Source organism: Pseudomonas sp. S3_B08 (genome assembly GCF_054667725.1).
In genome coordinates, this window is sequence record NZ_CP162750.1 from 922,255 (window position 1) to 944,551 (window position 22,297).

7 protein-coding genes are annotated in these 22,297 nt (G+C 62.8%); 2 read left to right on the forward strand and 5 right to left on the reverse strand.

Annotation, left to right across the window (positions count from 1 at the left end; genetic code table 11):
- Positions 1-11: 11 nt before the first annotated feature.
- On the forward strand, positions 12-12,326 hold the full coding sequence (locus AB4N73_RS04280; protein ID WP_460142960.1) for a non-ribosomal peptide synthase/polyketide synthase: 12,315 nt from the start codon (positions 12-14) through the stop codon (positions 12,324-12,326).
- Between the two features lie 69 nt (positions 12,327-12,395).
- Complete coding sequence (locus tag AB4N73_RS04285) at positions 12,396-13,358, forward strand: alpha/beta hydrolase (RefSeq protein ID WP_406228692.1); 963 nt, start codon at positions 12,396-12,398, stop codon at positions 13,356-13,358.
- Positions 13,359-14,250: 892 nt separating this feature from the next.
- Here AB4N73_RS04285 and AB4N73_RS04290 read toward each other — a convergent pair.
- The 5 genes from AB4N73_RS04290 to pvdM all read right to left on the reverse strand — a co-directional run bounded on the left by AB4N73_RS04290 (position 14,251) and on the right by pvdM (position 22,179).
- Positions 14,251-16,734, reverse strand: coding sequence for a TonB-dependent siderophore receptor (locus AB4N73_RS04290; protein ID WP_177342708.1), 2,484 nt, complete (start codon positions 16,732-16,734; stop codon positions 14,251-14,253).
- Positions 16,735-16,848: 114 nt separating this feature from the next.
- Positions 16,849-18,498, reverse strand: coding sequence for a cyclic peptide export ABC transporter (locus AB4N73_RS04295; protein ID WP_150635778.1), 1,650 nt, complete (start codon positions 18,496-18,498; stop codon positions 16,849-16,851).
- A 109-nt stretch (positions 18,499-18,607) separates the two neighbouring features.
- Positions 18,608-19,495 (reverse strand): dihydropyoverdine dehydrogenase, encoded by an 888-nt coding sequence (gene pvdO / locus AB4N73_RS04300; protein ID WP_460142961.1) that lies wholly within the window; start codon positions 19,493-19,495, stop codon positions 18,608-18,610.
- Positions 19,496-19,531: 36 nt separating this feature from the next.
- Positions 19,532-20,818 (reverse strand): pyoverdine-tailoring periplasmic protein PvdN, encoded by a 1,287-nt coding sequence (gene pvdN, locus AB4N73_RS04305; RefSeq protein WP_460142962.1) that lies wholly within the window; start codon positions 20,816-20,818, stop codon positions 19,532-19,534.
- Positions 20,815-22,179 carry a pyoverdine-tailoring dipeptidase-like protein PvdM gene (gene pvdM / locus AB4N73_RS04310; protein WP_460142963.1) on the reverse strand — a complete coding sequence of 455 codons (1,365 nt, stop codon included), beginning with the start codon at positions 22,177-22,179 and terminating at the stop codon, positions 20,815-20,817. The genes pvdN and pvdM overlap by 4 nt, the downstream gene beginning before the upstream one ends.
- Positions 22,180-22,297 lie beyond the last annotated feature (118 nt).

Below are 22,297 nucleotides of genomic sequence, written 5' to 3' on the forward strand. Positions count from 1 at the left end.
GGGAAAAACGCGTGCAAGAGTTAATCGAGTCGGTAGGACAACTTTCGGCTAAGCAAAGAAAGGCTCTGGCGGTTCTGCTCAAGCAGAAAGGCGTCAACCTCTTTGACATTGCCCCGGTTTTCAAGCGCACGGCTGAAGAGCCGTTGCTGCTGTCCTACGCTCAGCAGCGCCAGTGGTTCCTCTGGCAGTGGGCACCGCACAGCGCGGCCTACAACATTCCGACGGCCCTGCGCTTGCAGGGGCCGCTGGATGTGCCGGCACTGGAGCGCAGCATCGCGGCGTTGATCGAGCGCCACGAAACCTTGCGCACGGTGTTCTCTCAAGACAGCGCGCAACCCTTGCAAGTGGTCCTGCCCGCAGGACCTTTTACCCTCGATATTCATCACCTGAGCGCTGATCTGGCGAATGACCCGGAGCGTTCGATCGAGGCTTTCGTCCAGACCCAGAGCCAGAAGACTTTCGACCTGCAGCACGGCCCGTTGCTGCGTGCCGCGCTGCTACAGGTCAACCCCGCTGAGCATGTGCTGGTGCTGACCCTGCATCACATCGTTTCCGATGGCTGGTCGCTGCAAGTGATGATCGAGGAACTGGTGCAGCTCTATGCCGGTTTCAACCTCGGTCACGACGCCGGTCTGCCGGCGCTGCCGATTCAATACGCCGATTACGCCTTGTGGCAGCGCCAGTGGATGGAGGCCGGTGAGCAGGAGCGGCAGCTGGCCTACTGGCAGGCAAAACTCGGCGGCGAACAACCGGTGCTGGAGTTGCCGCTGGATCGCCCGCGCGCGGTCGATCAAAGCTTCGCCGGCGCCAGCCATAACCTGATTCTTGATCCGGCGCTGAGCCATGCCCTCAAGGCCTTTGCCCGGCAGGAAAACGTCACCCTGTTCGTGTTGCTGCTGGCTTCGTTTCAGGCCTTGCTGCATCGCTACAGCGGGCAAAGCGACATCCGTGTCGGCGTGCCGGTGGCCAACCGTGGCCGAGTGGAAATCGAGCGCCTGATCGGCTTCTTCGTCAACACCCAGGTGCTCAAGGCGGACATCGACGCAGAGCTGCCGTTTGTCGAACTGCTGCGTCAGGTCAAACAGACCGCGCAGGAGGCGCAGGCGCATCAGGACTTGCCCTTCGAGCAACTGGTCGAAGCGCTGGAGCCGGGCCGCAGCCTCAGCCACAGTCCGCTGTTCCAGGTGATGTTCAACCACCAGGCCGAGCGCCGCGCAAGCGTCGCCACACGCCTCAACGGCCTGAACATCGAACCGCTGGAATGGCAGAGCCAGACCGCGCAATTCGACCTGACCCTCAACACTACCGAACAGGCGCACGGTATCGAAGCGGTACTCAAGTACGCCACCGACCTGTTCGACGCAGCGACCATCGAGCGACTGGCGCAACACTGGACCGCGCTGTTGCAGGCGATCGTCGCCGAGCCGACCCGGTGCATCGGCCAATTGCCGATGCTCGACGCCGGCCAGCAGCAACAGCTGTTGGCGCAATGGAATCCGTCGCTGATTGAACAACCGCTGACGCCGTGCATCCAGCAAGCCATTGAGGCCCAGGCCGAGCGGCATGCCGACGCGGTGGCCGTGACCTTCGCAGGACAACGCCTGACCTACGCTGAACTCAATCGCCGCGCCAACCTGTGGGCGCATACGCTGCTCGAGCAGGGCGTCGGCCCGGACGTGCGCGTCGGCGTGGCGGTGGAGCGTTCGCTGGACATGATCGTCGCCATTCTCGCGGTGCTGAAAGCGGGCGGCGCCTATGTGCCGCTGGACCCGAGCTACCCGGATGAGCGCTTGAGCTACATGATCGACGACAGCGGTATTCGATTGCTGTTGACCCAAGGCCATTTGCTCGGGCAATTGCCGCTGCCGCCGGGGCTGGTCTGCCTCGATCTGAATCAGGCGCCGGAACACGGCATCTCGAGTAACCCGCCATGCCTGACCACGCCGGACAATCTGGCCTACGTCATCTACACCTCCGGTTCCACCGGCAAACCCAAGGGCGCGTTGCTGCCGCACGGCAACGTCATGCGCCTGTTCAGCGCCACCGCGCACTGGTTCGATTTCGGCGCGCAGGACAGCTGGACGCTGTTCCACTCCTACGCGTTCGACTTTTCGGTGTGGGAGATTTTCGGCGCGCTGTTGTACGGCGGCAAACTGGTGGTCGTGCCCCACGACGTCAGCCGTTCGCCAGAGGATTTCTACACGCTGCTGTGCGATGAAAATGTCACGGTGCTGAACCAGACACCGTCGGCATTCAAGCCGTTGATGCAAGTCGCCTGCGAGTCGAGTCGCAGCAATGCCCTGCGTTACGTGGTGTTCGGCGGCGAGGCGCTGGAAGTACAGAATCTGCGTCCGTGGTTCGAGCGTTTTGGCGATCACGCGCCGACGCTGATCAACATGTACGGCATCACTGAAACCACCGTGCACGTGACCTACCGGCCATTGTCGCTGGCGGATATGCAGAGCAATCACAGCAGCCCGATTGGCGCGCCGATTGTCGACCTGTCGTGGTACTTGCTCGACAGCTCGCTCAACCTGGTGCCGCAAGGCTGCATCGGTGAGTTGTACATCGCTGGCGCCGGTCTCGCCCGTGGTTATCTGAATCAGGCCGGAATGAGCGCCACCCGCTTCGTGCCCGACCCGTTCAATCGCAAGGCAGGCGAGCGCCTATACCGTACCGGCGACCTTGCACGGCTGCGCGGCGACGGGGTGATCGAGTACATCGGCCGTATCGACCACCAAGTGAAGATCCGTGGCTTCCGCATCGAGCTCGGCGAAATCGAAGCGCAACTGCTCAAGCATCCACAGGTGCGCGAAGCGGTGGTGCTGGCGGTGGACGGTCTCAGCGGTCAGCAACTGGCGACCTGGGTCGTGCCCGTCGAGGCAGTGAACGCGGACGAGCAGGGCGCCCTGCGCGATTCGATCAAGGCGCACCTGCGCGAAACCCTGCCCGATTACATGGTCCCGGTCAGTTGGGCGTTCCTCGACCGACTGCCGCTGACCGCCAACGGCAAGCTCGATCGCAAACAACTGCCGCAGCCGGACGTTGCGCAAGTGCAAGAGGCTTATGCGGCGCCGCGCAGCGAACTGGAACAGCGTCTGGCGGAGATCTGGCAGGACGTGCTCAAGGTCGAGCGGGTCGGGCTTCACGATAATTTCTTCGAGCTGGGCGGCGATTCGATCATTTCGATTCAAGTGGTCAGCCGCGCGCGGCAGGCCGGCATTCGCTTTACGCCCAAGGACATTTTTCAGCATCAGACCGTGCAGCGTCTGGCCACCGTCGCGCAACAGAGCGACGCCGTGCAGACGGAGCAGGGTGAAGTGCTTGGCGATGCGCCGCTGACGCCGATCCAGCAGTATTTCTTCCACAGTGACATCCCGGCGCGGCATCACTGGAACCAGTCGATCCTGCTGTCCCCGGCGAAAACCCTGCAAGCCGCAGCGCTGCAACAGGCCCTGGCGCAGATGCAAAAACAGCATGACGCCTTGCGTCTGCGTTATCGCCAAACCGAGCAGGGCTGGCAGCAAAGCCACGGCGCGGCGGATCAGCCACAAGCGTTATTGCGCACTTTCACGCTGGACGACGGCGCGGCATTGCCAGCGCTGTGCCTTGACCTGCAACGCAGCCTCGACCTGCACAACGGCCCGCTGATCCGCGCGGCGCTGGTCGATATGCCGGACGCCAGTCAGCGTCTGTTGCTGGTGATTCATCACCTGGTGGTCGATGGCGTGTCGTGGCGAATCCTGCTCGAAGACCTGCAAAGCGCCTATCAGCAGATCAGCAGCGGACAGAGCGTGCATCTGCCGGCCAAGACCAGCGCGTTCAAGGACTGGGGCTTGCGCCTGCAAGAACATGCGCGCAGCGCGGCGCTGGGCAGCGAACTGAGCTACTGGCGCGAACAGTTGCGCGACGTTCCGCTCGGTTTGCCGCTGGATAATCCGCAGGGCCAGTTGAACAACCGCTTCGAACGCAGCGTCGACACGCGGCTGGACGCCGAACGCACTCGCCAGCTGCTGCAACAGGCCCCGGCGGCCTACCGCACTCAGGTCAACGACCTGCTGCTGACCGCACTGGCGCGGGTGCTCTGCGAGTGGACCGCTAGCGACAGCACGTTGGTGCAGCTCGAAGGCCATGGCCGCGAAGACCTCTTCGATGACATCGACTTGAGCCGCACCGTGGGCTGGTTCACCAGCATGTTCCCGGTGCGCCTGACACCAAACGCCAGCCTGGAAACCTCGATCAAAGGCATCAAGGAGCAACTGCGCGCGATCCCGAACAAGGGCATCGGCTTCGGCTTGCTGCGTTATCTCGGTACCGCCGAAGCACAAGCGGCACTGCATGAACTGGCGCAACCGCAGGTAACGTTCAACTACCTCGGCCAGTTCGATAACAACTTCGACGAAGACGCCTTGTGGCGGCCGGCCACCGAAGACAAGGGCGCCGGTCAGGACGCAAACGCGCCGATGGCCAATTGGCTGACCATCGATGGCCGGGTTTATCAGGGCCAGTTGAGCCTGACCTGGACCTACAGCAGCGACGTCTTCGAGGAGGCGACCATTGTCGGTTTGGCCCGCGCCTACGAAGTGGCGCTGAGCGAATTGATCGAGCACTGCCTCAGTCATTCCGGGGGGCTGACTCCGTCCGACGTGCCGCTGGCCGGTTTGTCCCAGGCGCATCTGGACAGCCTGCCGATCGCCGCCCAGCGCATCGAGGACATCTATCCGCTGGCGCCGATGCAGCAGGGCATTCTGTTCCACAGCCTGTACGACGCGGATGCCAGCGCCTACGTCTATCAGATGCTGCTGGACATCGACGGCCTCGACGTCGCGCGGTTCCAGCAAGCCTGGCAACGGGTGGTCGATCGCCATGAAGTGCTGCGCGCCGGTTTCATCTGGGGCCGCGATGGCCTCGATGCGCCGTTGCAGGTGATCAACCGCCAACTGACCCTGGAAATGCCGGAAATCGATGTGCGCGATGCCGCCGATCTGCCGGCGGTGCTTGAAGCACGGGCGCAGGCCGACCGCGAACGTGGCTTCGATCTGCAGAATCCGCCGCTGTTGCGCCTGTGCCTGCTGCGCACTGCCGACGATCGCCATCGACTGATTTTCACCTGCCACCACATCCTCATGGATGGCTGGAGCAACTCGCGGATGTTCGGCGAGGTGCTGCAGGATTACGCCGGCCAGCCGGTGCCGAGCGCGCAGGGTCGCTATCGGGATTTTCTGGTGTGGCTACAGGGCCAGGACAAGGCGGCCGCGCAGGAATTCTGGCGCGGGCAACTGGCCGAACTCGACGAGCCGACCCGACTGGCCTCCGCCTGCCACGGACGCACCGTGCCGGGGCCGGGCAAACAGATGCATCGTCTGCATTTCGATGAAGCGTTGACCCAGCGTCTGAACAGCTTCTCCCGTCAGCAACAGGTGACCCTCAACAGCCTGGTGCAGGCGGCATGGCTGCTGGTGTTGCAGCGCTATACCGGCCAGGCCACCGTTGCGTTTGGCGCCACGGTATCCGGGCGTCCGGTGGATTTGCCGGGCATCGAAGAACAGCTGGGGCTGTTCATCAACACTCTGCCGGTGATCGCCAGCCCTCAGGCCACCCTCAGTGTGGGCGACTGGGTGCGCAGCGTGCAGGACAAGAACCTGCTGTTGCGCGACTACGAACAGACGCCGTTGCAGGACATTCAGCGTCTGGCCGCATTGAGTGGCGAAGCGTTGTTCGACACTTTGCTGGTGTTCGAGAACTACCCGGTGTCCGAAGCGCTGGAGGGCAATCCGGGCGGGCTGCGCTTTTCCGGTCTGGAGCATCGCGAGCAGACCAACTACGGTCTGACCCTGATCGCCGGCGCCAGCCAAGTGCTCAACCTCGATTTCAACTACCTCACCGAACACTTCGCCGAGCGCAGCGTGCTTGGTCTGGCGGCGCATTTGCGTGAAGTGCTCGAGCAATTTATCGCAGCGCCGCAGCGGGCACTCGGCGAGATCGGTCTGCTGCCGCTGGCCGAACGGCAGACGCTGGCGCAGTGGAACGACAATCACGCGGCTTATCCGGCCGAGCGGCTGATCTCGCAGAGCTTTGAAGCAAGGGTCGCAGCACATCCGCAGGCACTGGCGTTGAGTCATGCCGGCGTGGCCCTGAGCTACGGCGAACTGAACCGGCGGGCAAACCAGTTGGCCCGGCATTTGGTGACGCTGGGTGTCACCGCCGAAGTGCGCGTCGGCGTGGCGCTGCCGCGTTCGGCGGAACTGGTGATCGCCCTGATGGCGGTGCTCAAGGCCGGCGGCACCTACGTGCCGCTGGACCCGGACTACCCGGCCGACCGCGTGGCCTACATGCTCGACGACAGCCAGGCGAAAGTTCTGCTGACCCAGCAAGCGTTGCTGGCGCAACTGCCATCCAGCGAAGCACACGTGGTGCTGGTCGAGGCCGGCGGCGAGGCGTTCGCCGCGCAGGCACCTGACAACCTGCCGGCGCGCGCCGATTCGGCCAATCTGGCCTACGTGATCTACACCTCCGGTTCCACCGGCAAACCGAAAGGCGTGGCCATCGCCCATCGCAACGTGCAGGCGCTGATTCATTGGTCCGCCGAGGTCTACAGCGAGGACGATCTGCAAGGCGTGCTGGCCTCGACGTCGGTGTGCTTCGACCTGTCGGTGTGGGAGATTTTCGTCACCCTTGCGCGCGGCGGATCCATGGTCATCGCACGCAATGCTCTGGAGCTGGCGGACTTGCCCGAGCGTGATCAGGTGCGCCTGATCAACACCGTGCCATCGGCGATTGCCGCGCTACAACGCATCGGCCAGATCCCGGCGGGCGTGCGCATCATCAATCTGGCCGGCGAGCCGCTCAAACAGGCGCTGGTTGACACCTTGTACCGCGAGACTTCGGTCGCCCACGTTTACGATCTGTACGGGCCTTCCGAAGACACCACGTATTCGACCTGGACCCGCCGCGAACTCGGCGGCCAGGCCAATATCGGCCGGCCACTGCGCAACACCACCGCGTACCTGCTCGACGGGCAATTGCAGGCAGCACCGCTCGGCATCGCAGCGGAGCTGTATCTGGCCGGTGAGGGCATCACCCGTGGCTATCTGTTGCGCCCGGGCCTGACCGCCGAACGTTTCGTGCCCAACCCGTTGGCGAGCAACGGCGAGCGCATGTACCGCACCGGCGACCTGACACGTTTTCTGGATGACGGCCGTATCGAATACGTCGGCCGCATCGACCATCAGGTCAAGGTGCGCGGCTTCCGTATCGAACTGGGGGAAATCGAAGCGCGTCTGCTGGCCCAGGCCAGTGTGCGCGAAGGCGTGGTGCTGGCGGTGGATGGCGTTGGCGGCCAGCAACTGGTGGCTTATGTGGTGCCGGCCGAGGCTGATCAGAGTCTTGCGCAACTGGACGCGCTGAGCACTGCGCTGCAAACCGCGCTCAAGGCGCATCTGCCGGACTACATGGTGCCGGCGCAGTGGCTGTTCCTCGAACAGTTGCCGCTGACACCCAACGGCAAACTTGATCGCAAGGCTCTGCCGGCACCGGACGCCAGTCAGGCGCAACGCGATTACGTCGCGCCTTCGACGCCGCTGGAGCAGCAGTTGGCCGAGGTCTGGCAGGACATTCTGAAGATCGAGCAGGTCGGCGTGACCGACAACTTCTTCGCCCTCGGCGGCGATTCGATCATCTCGATTCAACTGGTCAGCCGCGCTCGGCAGCAGGGCATTTGCTTCACGCCCAAGGACCTGTTCCAGCAGCAGACGGTGCAGAAACTGGCCGCAGTGGTTTCGCTTGAAGACGCGCAATCCGCCAGCGTCAGCGACTACCCGTTGGCGCAATTGGATCAGGCGCAACTCGATGCCTTGCCGGTGCCGGCGGAACTGATCGAAGACGTCTATCCGCTGTCGCCGATGCAGGAAGGCATGCTGTTCCATACGCTGTCGGATAACGGCAGCAGCCTCTACGTGCAACAGGTCAGCCTGCCGATCAAGGGCCTCGACGTGGAGCGTTTCCGCAAGGCCTGGGAATTCATCATTGTCCGTCAGGCGATCCTGCGCACCAGTTTCCATTGGCAGGATGGGCTGGCCAAGCCGCTGCAGGTAGTGCATCGCCAGGCGCCGTTGCAGATGCAGGTGCTCGATTGGCGTGGGCAGGACTGCAGCGAGGCGGCGATTGCCGAATTTGCCAGTGCCGACCGCGCGCTGGGCTTCGACTTGTCCGAGGCGCGTTTGCAGCGGGTGACCCTGCTGCAGCTGGGCGACGAGCAGTACCAGATGATCTGGACCAGCCACCACATTCTGATGGATGGCTGGAGCAGTTCGCGGTTGTTCGGCGAGGTCTTGCAGTTCTATTCCACGGGCCAGGTGACTGGCGAAAACGGCCGCTATCGCGACTTTATTGCCTGGTTGCAGGCGCAGGATCAGGATGCCCAAGAGCTGTTCTGGAAGGCGCGTCTGGCGGTGGTCAACGAACCGACCGCGCTGAGTCAGGCGATGCACCCGCGCCACAGTGCCGACGTTACCGGTCACGATGCGCTCTATTCAAATTGGGACAAAGCGCAAACCGCGCGCCTGCTGGAGTTCTGCCGCGATTTGCGCATCACCCCCAACACGCTGATTCAGGGCGCGTGGCTGCTGCTGTTGCAACGCTACACCGGCCAGCAGACGGTGACCTTCGGCGCCACCGTATCGGGGCGTCCGGAAAGTCTGCCGAACGTCGGCAACATGCTCGGCCTGTTCATCAACACGTTGCCGATCATTCAGACCCCACAGGCCGATCAGCGCCTGGCCGACTGGCTGGGCGAAGTGCAGGCCTACAACCTCGACATTCGCGATTACTCCCAGGCACCGCTGGCCGATGTGCAGCGCTGGTCGAACCTCGGTGGTCAGGCGCTGTTCGACAGCATCGTGGTGTTCGAGAACTTCCCGATCGACGAGCGCTTGCAGGAAGAAACCGACACCGAGCTGACCTTCGGCAAATCCATCGGCCACGGCGTGACCAACGTGCCGATGGACCTTGCGGTGATGCTCGGCGACGAATTGTCGATCGAGTACCTGTACCTGCGCAGCCACTTCAGCGCCGAGGCGGTAGAAGGCATTCGCCTGACCCTGGAAAACACCCTCGCGGCGATGATGGCCGCGCCGTATGAGCGGCTGGGCAACTTGCAGCGTCTGTCCGCCGAACAATGGCAAGCGGCGCAGACCTGGAGCGCCGAGCCGGCGCACCGCCATGAACCTCGCCTGTTGCCGGAGTTGATCAGTCGTCATGCGCAACAGCAGCCCGACGCGATCGCGGTGCAATGCGCCGGCGAAAGCCTGAGCTACGCAGAGCTGGAGCGGCAGGCCAATCGACTCGCGCAGTGCCTGATCGCGCACGGCGCCGGGCCGGAAGTGGTGATCGGCGTGGCGTTGCCGCGCTCGCTGGAAATGCTGGTGAGCTTCCTCGCCGTGCTCAAGAGCGGTGCGGCGTACGTGCCGCTGGACATCGATTATCCGCCCGAGCGCTTGGCGTACATGATCGAAGATTCGCGCATGGCGCTGCTGCTGACGCAAACCAGCCTGCGTGCGACGTTGCCGGCGCCTAACGGCGTGCGGCGTCTGGAAATCGATCAGCTCGATCGCAGTCTTTACAGTGACGCGGTCCCGGTCTGCGATGTTCATGAGCAGAGCCTGGCCTATCTGGTTTACACCTCCGGCTCCACCGGACGGCCGAAAGGCGTGGCCGTGACCCAGGGACCGCTGAGCATGCACTGCCAGGCGATCGCCGAGTTGTACGAAATGGACGCGAGCAGTTGCGAGCTGCACTTCATGTCCTTCGCTTTCGACGGCGCTCACGAACGCTGGCTGAGTACGCTGTACAGCGGCGGTCGTCTGGTGATCCGCGACGGTTGTTTGTGGACGCCGGAGCAGACCTATCAGGCCCTGCACGATTACGGCGTGACCATCGCTTGTTTCCCGCCGGCCTATCTCAAGCAACTGGCCGAGTACGCAGCCGCCAGCGGCATTGCGCCGCCGCCAGTGCGCATCTACTGCTTCGGTGGCGATGCGGTGCCGGAGCAGACTTTCGAACAGGTGAAAGCGGCGTTGCGTCCGCAATACTTCACCAACGGCTACGGCCCGACCGAAACCGTGGTCACGCCGATGCTCTGGAAAGTCGCCATCAGCCAGCAGTGCGAAGCGGCATACGCGCCGATTGGCCGCGCGGTCGGTGCGCGTTCGTTGTACGTGCTCGACGACGATCTGAATCCGCTGCCGCCGGGTTTTGCCGGTGAGTTGTACATCGGCGGTTACGGCGTCGCCCGTGGTTACTACGGACGCCCCGATCTGACCGGCGAGCGCTTCGTGCCCAACCCGTTTGCGCCCGGCGAACGCCTGTACCGCAGCGGCGATCTGGTGCGCCGTCGCCCGGACGGCGTGGTCGATTACGTCGGGCGCATCGACCATCAGGTCAAGGTGCGTGGCTTCCGCATCGAGCTGGGCGAAGTCGAGGCCAGCCTGCGTCAGTTGCCGGCGGTCAGCGATGCGCTGGTGATTGCCCGCGACAATGCCTCCGGCAAGCAACTGATCGGTTATGTGGTCACTGCCACGGGTGATGATATCGGCGATGAACTCAAGGCCGGGCTGCGCGCTTCGCTGCCGGAATACATGGTGCCGGCGCAGATCGTCTGCCTCAGCGCGTTCCCGGTCACGCCCAACGGCAAGCTCGATCGCAAGGCCTTGCCGGAGCCGGAGTTCAAAAGCGACGAATATGTTGCCCCGCGCACCGAGCAGGAACGCCTGCTGGCGGAAATCTGGGCGCAGGTGTTGCAGGTCGAGCAGGTCGGTATCAGCGATAACTTCTTTGAACTGGGCGGCGATTCGATCCTCAGCCTGCAAGTGATCTCGCGGGTGAGAAACCACCCGACCCTGCAGATGGAGCTGAAGCTGCGTGATCTGATGCGCTATCAAACCATCGCCGGCATCGTAGAGCAGCAAGTGGCGAAGGAGGGCGCCGGGCAAGCGTTGCCGGACCTGACTCAGGTCGCTGCAGAGGGTGCGTTCAATTTGCTGCCGATCCAGCAATGGTTCTTCGCCGAAGGCATGGCCGAGGCGCATCACTACAACCAGTCGTTGCTGCTCAGCGCACGTCAGCCGCTGGATCTGGATGCACTGGAGCAGGCCCTGGGCTTGATCGAACAGCATCACGATTCGTTGCGTCTGCGTTTTTCCAACGACGGCGGGCGCTGGTTGCAGCGCTATAGCAGCAGCGCGTCCGACGAGGCTGTGCTGTGGCGCCGTGAAGCGCAAAGCAGCGAAGAGGTCGAAGCCTTGGCCAACCTCGCGCAGCGCAGCCTCAAACTCGATGACGGGCCGGTCTGGCGGGTCATGCATGTGGCCTTGCCGGATGGCCAGGCGCGGTTGCTGGTGGTGATTCATCACCTGGTGGTCGACACCGTGTCGTGGCGGATTCTGCTCGACGATCTGAAAGTCGCTTATGAGGCGTGCGTGCAGGGGCTGGCGCCGCAACTGCCGATTCGCACCAGCAGTTATCGTTCGTTTGCCGAGGCATTGCAGGCGCAGGCGCCGGTGATTGCCGAGCAGGAATTGAGCTATTGGCTGGAGCAACTGGATCAGCCCGGCGTTGATCTGCCGTGCGACAACCCGCGCGGCAAGAACCTCGTGCGGCAACAGGCGCAGGCGCGGCTCAAGCTGTCCCGCGAGCACACCGAACAACTGCTCAAACAGGCCCCGGCGGTGTACGGCACGCAGATCAACGACTTGCTGTTGTCAGCGCTCAGCCGCGCCCTGTGCCGCTGGAGCCAGCAACCGTCGGCGTTGATTCTGCTCGAAGGGCACGGGCGCGAAGACCTCTTCGAATCGATCGACCTGAGCCGCAGCCTCGGCTGGTTCACCAGCATGTTCCCGGTGCGTTTGCGCCCGGACAGCGATGACATCGGCCAGTCGATCATCGATGTGCAGGCGCAACTGGCGGGCGTACCGCAGAAGGGCATCGGCTATGGCGTGCTGCGTCATCTGGCCGGGCCGGAAATCTCGGCGCAACTGGCTGCATTGCCGCAGGCACGGGTGACGTTCAACTACCTCGGGCAGTTCGACCAGAGCTTCGATGAACAGGCGTTGCTGGTGCCGGCACTGGAAGAAACCGGCGACAACTACAGCCTCAAGGCCAACCTGGGCAACTGGCTGGAAATCGTCGGCCAGGTCTATGACGGGCAACTGGCCTTGCGCTGCATCTACAGCAGCCAGCGTTACCGCGCCGGCACCATGGATGCGCTGATGAGCGATTACCAGCGTGAACTTGAAGCGTTGATCGAACATTGCATGGCGCGTGTGGGTTGATCGCCCGGTCTTTTGCGCGGGCGCTGCCCAGGCGCGCCCGTCTTATTGCGGATACAAGGATTTTTAACGATGTCGTTACACCCTGATCTGGAAGCTTTCCTTGACCTCGCTCAAGACAGCCAGGACGCCGGCCTGCCGGCCATGCACCAACTGACCCCGAGCGAGGCCCGCGCCACCTTCGAGCAGACCACCGCGCAACTGCGCTGGCCGGCGCCGCAGGATGTTGAAGTCACCGAGATCGAAACACAGGCCCGTGACGGTGCGGCGCTGGCGTTGCGTTTGTATCGGCCCAACGGTATTGAATCGCCGCTGCCGGTGCTGGTGTATTTCCACGGTGGCGGGTTTGTGGTCGGCAGTCTGGATTCCCACGACGGCGTCTGCCGCGAGTTTTGCCAGCGCACGCCGTGTGCGGTGCTCTCGGTCGGTTATCGACTGGCGCCGGAGCATCGCTTTCCGACAGCGCTGGAGGATGGCGAGGACGCTTTGGCCTGGCTGGCCGAAGAGGCTGCGAGCCTCGGCCTGGATGGTTCGCGCGTTGCGTTTGGTGGCGACAGCGCGGGTGCCACGTTGGCGACGGTGCTGGCGATTCAGGCAGTGGTGCAGCCGCACACGGTGGCTATCGCGCCCAAGGCGCAGTTGTTGTGTTATCCGGTGACCGATGCTTCGCGGGTGCATGATTCGCGGCTGTTGTTTGGTGAGGGGTACCTGCTCGAGAACGACACGCTGGAGTGGTTTTATCAGCACTATGCGCGAGGGCCGGAGGATTATCTGGATTGGCGTTTTTCGCCGTTGCTGGCGGAGGATTTGCGTGGGGTGGCGCCGGCCATTGTCGTATTGGCCGGGTTTGATCCGTTGCTGGATGAGGGGCAGGCTTATGTCGACAGGCTGCGTGGGCAGGGGGTTGAGGTCGAGGTCGAGGTTTGTGCCGGGTTGACTCATGATTTGTTGCGGTTGGGGACGGTGGTGCCTGGGGTTCTGGAGGTTTATTCGAGGGTGGGTGGGGCGCTTGCGCGGGCTTTTTGGATGGGGTGAATATCCGTTTTTTTTGGTGTTGCTGCTGGCGGTTTCGCCCTTACGGCGACTTACTTTTTTACAAGCGCCTAAAAAAGTAAGCAAAAAACGCTAGCTCCTGCGTTCGGCCCTCGCAGGCTCGGGTTCCTTCGCTGCGGGATCGATCCGGGCGCAGCGGCTCCGGTTTGCTTCGCTGCACCTACACTCGCTGTGTTCGACTTCGTCGAACGGTCGCTGCGCTCCCACCCCCGGATCAATCCCTCCACTCAGCCTTCCGACGTCGCCGGTGGATCAAGATCAAAAGCACTCGAGCTAACGCTCATTGTTGAGTGGTGAAAAGCGTGTGGTCTGCTTTGGATCTGTGTTGGATTCGCCCCTCACCCCAGCCCTCTCCCGAGGGAGAGGGAGCCGATTTTTGCGGTGTTCAAAACCTGCATTCGACTCGGTATCGCAAGTCGGCGTGTTTCGCCCAAACACCTCGGTCAGTCCCCTCTCCCTCTGGGAGAGGGCTAGGGTGAGGGGCTCTTGATCTGGCTTTGGCTTTTGCTTTTGATCTTTTGCCCCCTCGGCAGGCTTCGTTACGGGATCGATCCGGGGGTGGGAGCGTAGCGACCGTACGACGCAGTCGTACACAGCGAGTGTAGGTGCAGCGAAGCCAACCGGAGCCGCTGCGCCCGGATCGGTCCCGTAACGAAGGTACCCCGAGCTCCAGCGAGCGGGCCGTACGCCGGGGCAAAGCCTTTTGGGTTACCTTTTCGGCGTTTGGAAAAGGTGACTCGCTGTAAGAGCGAAACCGCCAGCGGCAGCACCCGCAGCAACGGATATGCCCCCCAATCCCCAATCCCAAAAACCAAAAAGCCCCGCATCTCACAATGCGGGGCTCTCTCACAGCTCAAATCAAAAAATCAAAAAATCAGAAATCAGCCTTCACCGACATCACAAAATTGCGCGGATCACCGTAGAAGTTACCGAACCCCTCGGTACCAATGGTCGCGTAATAACGCTTGTCGAACAGGTTGTTGCCGTTCAACGCCACCGACCAGGTGTCATCAATCCGATAACCAATGCGACCGTTCCAGACCGCATAACCCGCGCCGTCGACATTGTCCCCGCCCAGAGGCGAAACCCGGTAGGTGCCCGTCTGCGCATTGACACCCGCACCAATCGTCACACGGTCCAGCGGCCCGCTCAGGGCGTAATCACCCCAGACGCGCAACAGGTGACGCGGCACGTAGGAGTTGTAGACCGCGCCATCCTGAGTGGCATCGGCATCTTCCAGCACCTTGGTCTGGGTGTAGGTATAACCGGCCAACAGTTGCAGGCGGTCGATCACTTCACCGCTGACTTCAGCTTCAAAGCCCTGGGCGCGGACCTTGCCCGAGTTGATCTGGCACGAACTGTCTTCGCACCGCAGGTCATCCTGGGCCGCGTCTTTCTGGATGGTGCGGAACAGGTTGAACGTGGTGTTCAGACGACCGTCGTACCACTCACCCTTGATCCCCAGCTCGTAGCTCTGGCCAATCAGCGGCTTGAGCGTGCTGCCGTCGATGGTTTTGTACGAGCCTTGCGGGGTGAAGATGTCGGTGTAGCTGGCGTAGGCGGTCAGGTTGTCGTTGAGGTCGTAGAGCAGGCCGGCGAAGGGCGTGACCTGGCCGGTTTCGGTGGACTGGGTGTTGACCTCGGTGCCTTCGCCACGGAAGTACTGCACCGAGTCAGTGTCGGATTTGTACCAGCTGACCCGGCTGCCGAGTACCAGGGTCATCGGGTCGGCGAGTTTCAGGCGGGCGATCGAGTAGGCGCCGTATTGCTTGATGTGCATGTCCACCGGGCCGCCACGGGAGGCGTTGGCCAGGTAGTAGCTTTCATCCGGCTGCGGGATGTTGTGGTTCGGGTTGAACACGTTCTGGCGCTGTGGCAATGCCGCCACCGCGTAGAAGTCGTCCTTGTGCGAACGGCTGGCGTTGGCGCCGACGATCAGTTCGTGCTGCTGGCCGAATGCGTCGAATTTGCCGTCGACGTAAGCATCGAAACCGTAGTCGCGCTGATCGTAATCATAGGTACTGCCGAGCATCAGCGTGTTGGTGGCGGTCGCGCCCAAGGGCACTGTGCCGCTCGGGAAGGAATATTCCATGTCCTGGGTGTTGCGCGAGTACACGCCAGCGACTTTCAGCGACCAGTCATCGTTGAACTGGTGTTTGACGTCGGCGAAGTAGGTGGCGCGTTTGCTGCGCTGGTTGTTCCACGAGGTGTTCAGGCAGGTGGAGCGTTTCAGGTGCAGGTCGGAGCCGTCGGCGTAGCGCGGCAGGCCGCCCCAGCACGGGGTGGCGTCGACGTCTTCATAGGCCATGCCCAGACCGAGGGTGGTGTCGGGGCTGAGGTCGAAGTCCAGGGCGCCGTAGTAGATCTGGTCGCGGCGTTCAGCCACATCGTAGAAATACTTACGGGTCTGCTGGGTCACCACTGCGCGGCCACGGACAGTGCCGGCGTCGTTCAGCGGTCCGCCGGTGTCGACCTGGCCGCGGTAGTTGTCCCAGGTGCCGGCCGACAGCGACAGCTGCGTGTGCGGGGTGTCCTGGCCGCGCTTGCGCACGAAGTTGACGCCGCCGGCGGTGCCGCCCGCGCCCTTCATCATGCCCGCCGCGCCGCGGAGGATTTCCACGCGGTCGTAGATGGCCATGTCGCTGTTGAAGCTGTCCGCCTGCACGTAGCTGCTGCCGATGTCCAGCGGCACGCCGTCGTACTGGTACTGGCCGGTCATGCGGAAACCGCGCGAGTAGAAATATTTGCCGCCCATGGGCGAGTCGTAGACGGTGATGCCCGGGGTCTTCTCCATCACCTGTTCGATGGTGTTGAGGTTCTGGTCGTCGAGCATCTTGCGGGTCATCACCGTGACCGACTGCGGCGTTTCCTTGAGCGAGTGCACGCCTTTGCCGATGGTCACGCCGCCGGTGGTGTAGGAGTTGCTGCCTTCGGTGGTGGCGCCGAGGCGGTTGGCGTTGACGTTGGTCGGCGCCAGTTCCATCGCGTTGCCGCTGGTGGCCGGGCCGAGCACGGTGACGGTGTTGCCGTCACGCTGATAGCGAATGCCGGTGCCGCTGAGCATCGCCTTCAGTGACTCGTCATCCTGGTAGCGGCCGTTGAGGGCGCTGGAGCGCAGGCCTTGCAGGCTTTCCGGGCTGTAGATGATTTGCAGGCTGGTCTGCTGACCGAGGGTTTGCAGGGCCTGGGCCAGCGGTTGGGCCGGGATGTTCAGGGTCCATTCCTGGGCCTGGACATACGGCGCTGCCGCGAGGGTCAGTGCCAGACCCAGGCCGCTACCGGCCAGGCGTGTGCGGGTCGCGCCGTGCATCAGCAGGGCTCGAGTCAGAGGGCGAAGCATGAAACGGGATGCGGACATGAGGTTAAGACCTTGGCAGGTATAGTTGTTAATGGTTCTTATTCATCTCATTAAGACGAGGAAGCCGCGGCAAACCGGAAAAGTTTTTCTCCGGCCCGGTCGCGGCTGCTTCGATCAAGCGGTTTGCAGTTCGCTTTTGACCTTGCCGGCCTCCATGCGCACCAGTTGATCGGCGACGTCGAAGTAACGGTCGTCGTGGGAAATCACGATGATGGTTTTGCCCAGACGCTTGAGGTCGGGCAGCAACTCGGTATAGAAAATCCGCCGGAAGGTCGGGTCCTGATCCGCCGCCCATTCATCGAACACCAGCACCGGGCGCTCTTCGAGCCAGGCGTTGACCAGTGCCAGGCGTTTGCGCTGACCGGTGGACAGGTCGGTAGTGCTGAAGGCGCCGTCGCGCACGCTGACCTTGTGCGCGATCTCCAGACGTTCCAGGTAGCGGGTGGCATCCTGCGGCACTTCACGATCGCCCTGAATCAGATCATCGAACAGGTAGTAGTCGGCGAAGATCGTCGTGAAGTTCTGCCGGTAATCATCGCGATTGACCGCAGTGATCGGCTTGTCGTTAACGCGAATTTCGCCCTCGGTCGGCGCGTACAGGCCCAGCAGCAATTTGATCAGCGTGGTCTTGCCGCAGCCGTTCTCACCGACGATAAACACAATGTCGCCCTGTTCGATGCGCAGGTTCACCGGGCCGAGGCGGAACGGCTCGCTGCCTTCCACCGCCGGGAAGGCGTAGCGCACGTTGCGCAGTTCCAGACTATTGACGGCGGCCGGCTTGCCGCCCTGATCCTGCAGCAACAGGTGCGGTTCCGGTGAGGAGAACTGTTCACTCAGCTCGGCGATGCGGCGGAAGGCAATCTGCGCGCGGCTGATGATCGGCAGGGTGCTGATCAGGTGTTCCAGCGGTCCCTTCATGTACAGCAGCACCAGAACGAATCCGCTCATCACCGCTTTGTCGGCACTCGGCCACAGCGATTGCAGGGCCAGGGCCATGCCGATGACCACGAAGAACAGCATCGAGCCAAACGACTTGGCGATGACGAAGGTGTTGATCGATCTGATTTGGGTGTCGCAGATTTTCTCGGCGGTTTTCTGAATGCCGGCGACGAACATGCGCTGGCGGCGCGGGCGGTGAATGCGCAGTTCCTTGGCGCCTTCGGCAATTGCGTTGTAGTGCTTCTGCAGTTCGTCTTCGGAATCGCGGGCGGCGTAGAAACCGCGCATGCCTTTGGCCCGGGCGATGGCCTGGATGGTGGTGCCGATGGCGATGGCCACCAGCATCATCAGGAACATCGGCCACGACAGCATGGCCAGATAGCCGAGACAACCAAGGGTCACGGTCATGGAAATCGCCAGCGGCGCGAAGGCGAAGGCGAAGTCGCTGATGGTGTCGACGTCGTGGGTCAGCACCGGAATCAGGCGATGGCTGCGATAGCGTTCGATCTGGTCGATCGGCGCCGACAGGACCTTCTCCCCCAGCTCTTTGCGCAGTTTGGCGATGATGTGCTGGCCGACGTAGTTGGTGCCGATGTCCGACAGGATCGTGGTCAGCAGGGCCAGGGCACAGAGGCCGGCAAAGATCATCACCACGGTGCGGGTCAGGCCGTCATCGGAATGCAGGGCGTTGTTGATGGTCGCCAGCAGCACGGTGACGCTCAGGCCGCCGAGCATGCCGAGCACGATGGACGCCGAGACGATCAGGCGGAAGGGCTTGAGCAGGGCGAACAATTCGTTGATCGCCCCACGCGTAGGCTTGGTCATGGAGGATTCCTGCTTCGATGCGGAGGGAGTGCCGGTACTTAAGGAAAACGAATGGTCGCGGAGTTTCTTTAACCGAGCGCAGGCGTGGCTGCGCTCGTCGAGGGCGGGATCAGAGGTCGCGTACTACGCGAAAGCCCAGCCAGTCGCCCTTGCTGGTCGGCCAGCTGCTGTTGCGGTTGCCCGAGCGCGAGAAGATCGGCGCCTCGCCCCAGTCGTTGCCGCGCATGACTTGGCGTTCGCAGTTTTCCTGGGTCCATGGGCGACCGTCGGCGGGCACGCCGGAGTAGTCCGGGTGGTAGCAGTCGGCGGTCCATTCGTAGACGTTGCCGTGGGCGTCGAACACGCCAAACGCATTGGCCGGGAAGGTGCCGGCCGGCGAGGTGAAGTTGTAGCCGTCGGCTGCGCCATAGGTGTTGGCGTGTTTGGATATCTGGTAATCCTTGCCCTCATCGAACGGGAACGGGAAAGGCCCGGTGCTGCCGCCCCGGGCGGCGTATTCGCGGATCGATTCGCTTTGCAGGCGATAGGCGTGCCCGGTCTTTTTCGACAGCCAGTCGATGTAGCCCTGGGCTTCGGCGACGTTCATGCACACGGCCGGGTCGCGTGGCGTCTGTTTGAATTCCGGCTTGCCGGCGGTGCAGCGGCGGCCGGGGCGGTCATCGAAGTCGTAAGGTTTGTTGCCGGTCTCGCGGACATAGGCGTCCCATTCGCCCACCAGCACCTGCGAGCGGCTGATAGCGAATGGTTTGCTGAACGTCACCGTGTGCAGCGGGCCTTCGTCGGGCTGCCGGCCGACCTCATCGTCCGGTGTGCCCATGGTGTAGCTGCCGGTCGGCAACACGACCATTTCCGGGCAGTCCTTGCAATCCTTGAACACTTTGCCCGCAGCGGGTGCTGTCGCCGCGTGCGCGGTGCCGGGCATCAGTGCGCCGCAGAGGGCGCTGAGCGCCAGTGCGGGCAGGGTTTTGGAGAGGAGTGACGCGTGAGGCTTTTTCATGGGTCGTCTCTTTGAAAGGAAAACGGCAGTCGAGGGTCAGGCACGCAGCTTGGTGCCGAGGATGTCCATGAAGCGATCCACTTCGGCTTCGTTGTTGAGCAAGCCCGGTGCGGTGCGAATCACCGGCCCGACGTCGCGGCTGACCGCGTCGCAGATCACCCGGTTCTGCATCAGCCAGGCAGCTACTTCATCGCTGTCCTGGCCCTTGATCCGGAAGAAAGTGAAGCCGGCGGAGAACTGCGAGTCGAGCGGGGTGACCAGTTCGATGTTGCGGTGCTCTTGCAGGCGTTGCTTGAGGTAACTGTTGAGCTGATGAATGCGCGTCTGCACCTCGGCCTTGCCCAGTTGCAGGTGCAACTTGAAGGCTTCGTCCAGCGCCCAGCGATGCTCGAAGGCGTGGTAGCCGCCCGGGGTCATGATGGTCGAGAAGGCCGTGGCCTCGGAGAAGGTCGGCACGCTGGGGCTGACGTATTTCAGTTCTTCGGCGCGGCTGCAAACGATGCCGGTGCCGCGCGGGCCGAACATCCACTTGTGCGTGCCGGCGATGAAAAAGTCGCAGTTCATCTGCGGGAAACTCAAGTCGTCGACGCCAAAACCGTGCACGCCATCGACCACGTAGATCAGCCGGTCCTGGTCGTCGCGCTGACGGTTGTGCTCGTCGACCAGCCGCGAGATGTCGCTGATCGGCAGCTTCACGCCGCTGCCCGAATGCACCCAGGTCATGCCCAGCACGCGGGTCTCGGGGCGGATGTTGCGATTGATCGTGTCGAGTACCTGATCCAGAGAAATGCTCTGCGGGGTTTCGAACAGCTTGAGTTTGCGCACGCGCGTACCGTCACGACGGCTGCGGAAATCGAGAATGTTGCGCGTCGAATAATGTTCGTGAACCGTGGTGAGAATTTCCTGATCCGCGCGCACCTGCACGCTGCCGTAGATCATCGCGAGGCCTTCGGTGGTGCTGCCGGTCAGGGCGATCTGCGCCGGTTTGGCTTGCAGATACTGGCCGGCCCAATGGCGCACGTTTTCTTCGCGCTTCTCGGTGACGCCCAGATCCCAATCCATCGCCAGACCCGGATTCAGATCCAGCGCCGCGCGATGGCGTTCGATCGCTTCGCGCACCGGTTTCGGATGCGAGGTGACGAGGAAATTGGCGAAGTGAATCGCTTGGGGATCCTGATCGAACATTTGACGCAATTGCGCCCATTTGTCTCGCGACGCAGTCGGCACGGCAGCGATGGCCGCCGGAGCACTCAGGCTGGCGCCCAGGGGCAGGGCGGCGGCGAGCAGGCTGGCCTGCTTGAGAAAAGTGCGACGATCGGTCATGGCCGGGCCACCTCCTGGCGTGACGCCAGCGCCGGTTTCGCGGCTTTTTGCACCTGATCCCAAACGCGCATGAAGTTGCCGCCCCAGAGCTTGGCGATGTCCGCTTCGGAGTAGCCGCGCTGCAGCAGTTCGGCGGTGACGTTGCGAATCTCGCCGACGTTTTCCCAGCCCTTGATGCCGCCGCCGTCGTTGAAGTCCGAGGCGATGCCGACGTGGTCGATACCGATCTTGCGCACTGTGTAATCGATGGCGTCGCCGAAGTCCTTTAGGGTGGCTTTCGGTTCTTCTTCGAGGATCGCGTAGAGGCCGCTGGCGTATTGGCCGAGCTTCTGTTCCGACCAGGCGGTGATGATCGGATCGCCCGGCATCAGTGCCATGGCCAGATTGGGCAGTGGCGGCAGATCGAAGCGCGCACGCAACGCATTGAGTTTGTCCTGCGTGCCCTGGGTCAGCGGTTTCAGGTACTGCGAGAAGGCGACGACTTGCACCACGCCGCCACTGTTTTTGATCAGTTGCAGTTCTTTGTCGCTGAGGTTGCGCGGGATATCCACCGCCGCCCGTGGCGCCGAGTGCGAGGCCACCAGCGGTGTACGGCTCAGTTCGGCGACTTGCTCGAGGGCCTTGGTCGACATCTGCGAAACGTCGATGATCACGCCCAGATCGTTCAAGCGCTGCACCGCTTGTTTGCCGATGTCCGACAGACCATCGAGGGCGTCGGGCGAATCATTGAAAAACGGCAGCGGCCGCGACGAGTCGGCCCAGCTGTTGTTGCCGATGTAACTGAAACCGAACATGCGCATGCCGCGCCCGGCCCACAGGTCGAGCTTGCTCAGGTCATTGCCCAGCGGGTAGGCGTTGAGCATGCTGATGAAAATCGCAAACTTGCCTTCGCCATGCAGGCGGCGGAAATCATCCGGCGTGTAGGCGATGCCGGCCTGATTGGGAAAGTCGCGGACGATCCCGGAAATGATCTTGTAGCGCACCTCCTGCTGATTGCGCGCTTCTTCGACAAAACCCTCGGTCGGACGGTGCGGGGCATTCGGGCCGTTCCACATTTCCGGCCAGCCGAACACCGTCAGCGCGGCGCCGGACAGGCGTCCGCGATTGGCCTTGATGAGGTCGAACTGGCCCGAGCCATCCTTGTCGGCTTCGTGGTCGTGGCTGCCGAAACTCAGCGGTACGGTGATGTGGCTGTCGAACGACAGCAGGCGATCCTGCAACTCCGTCGCCTGTTTCATCACCTTCACCGGATAGCCGGGGTTGTTCAGGTAATCCCAGGCCAGAAATCCTGCGCCGGCACTGATCGCCAGGGCCAGCGGCAGGCCGATGAATAGAGCCTTTTTCCAACGCGGTTTTGTCATTGCCATCTCATTCAGGTTCGCCGTCGAGGTACAGGCGCAGGGGCCTTTGCTATCTGGGAAGAACGAGTGGCTGAACGGCTAATTTAGGTGTGCGTTACAAATGCTCGGCGGCGGCGCA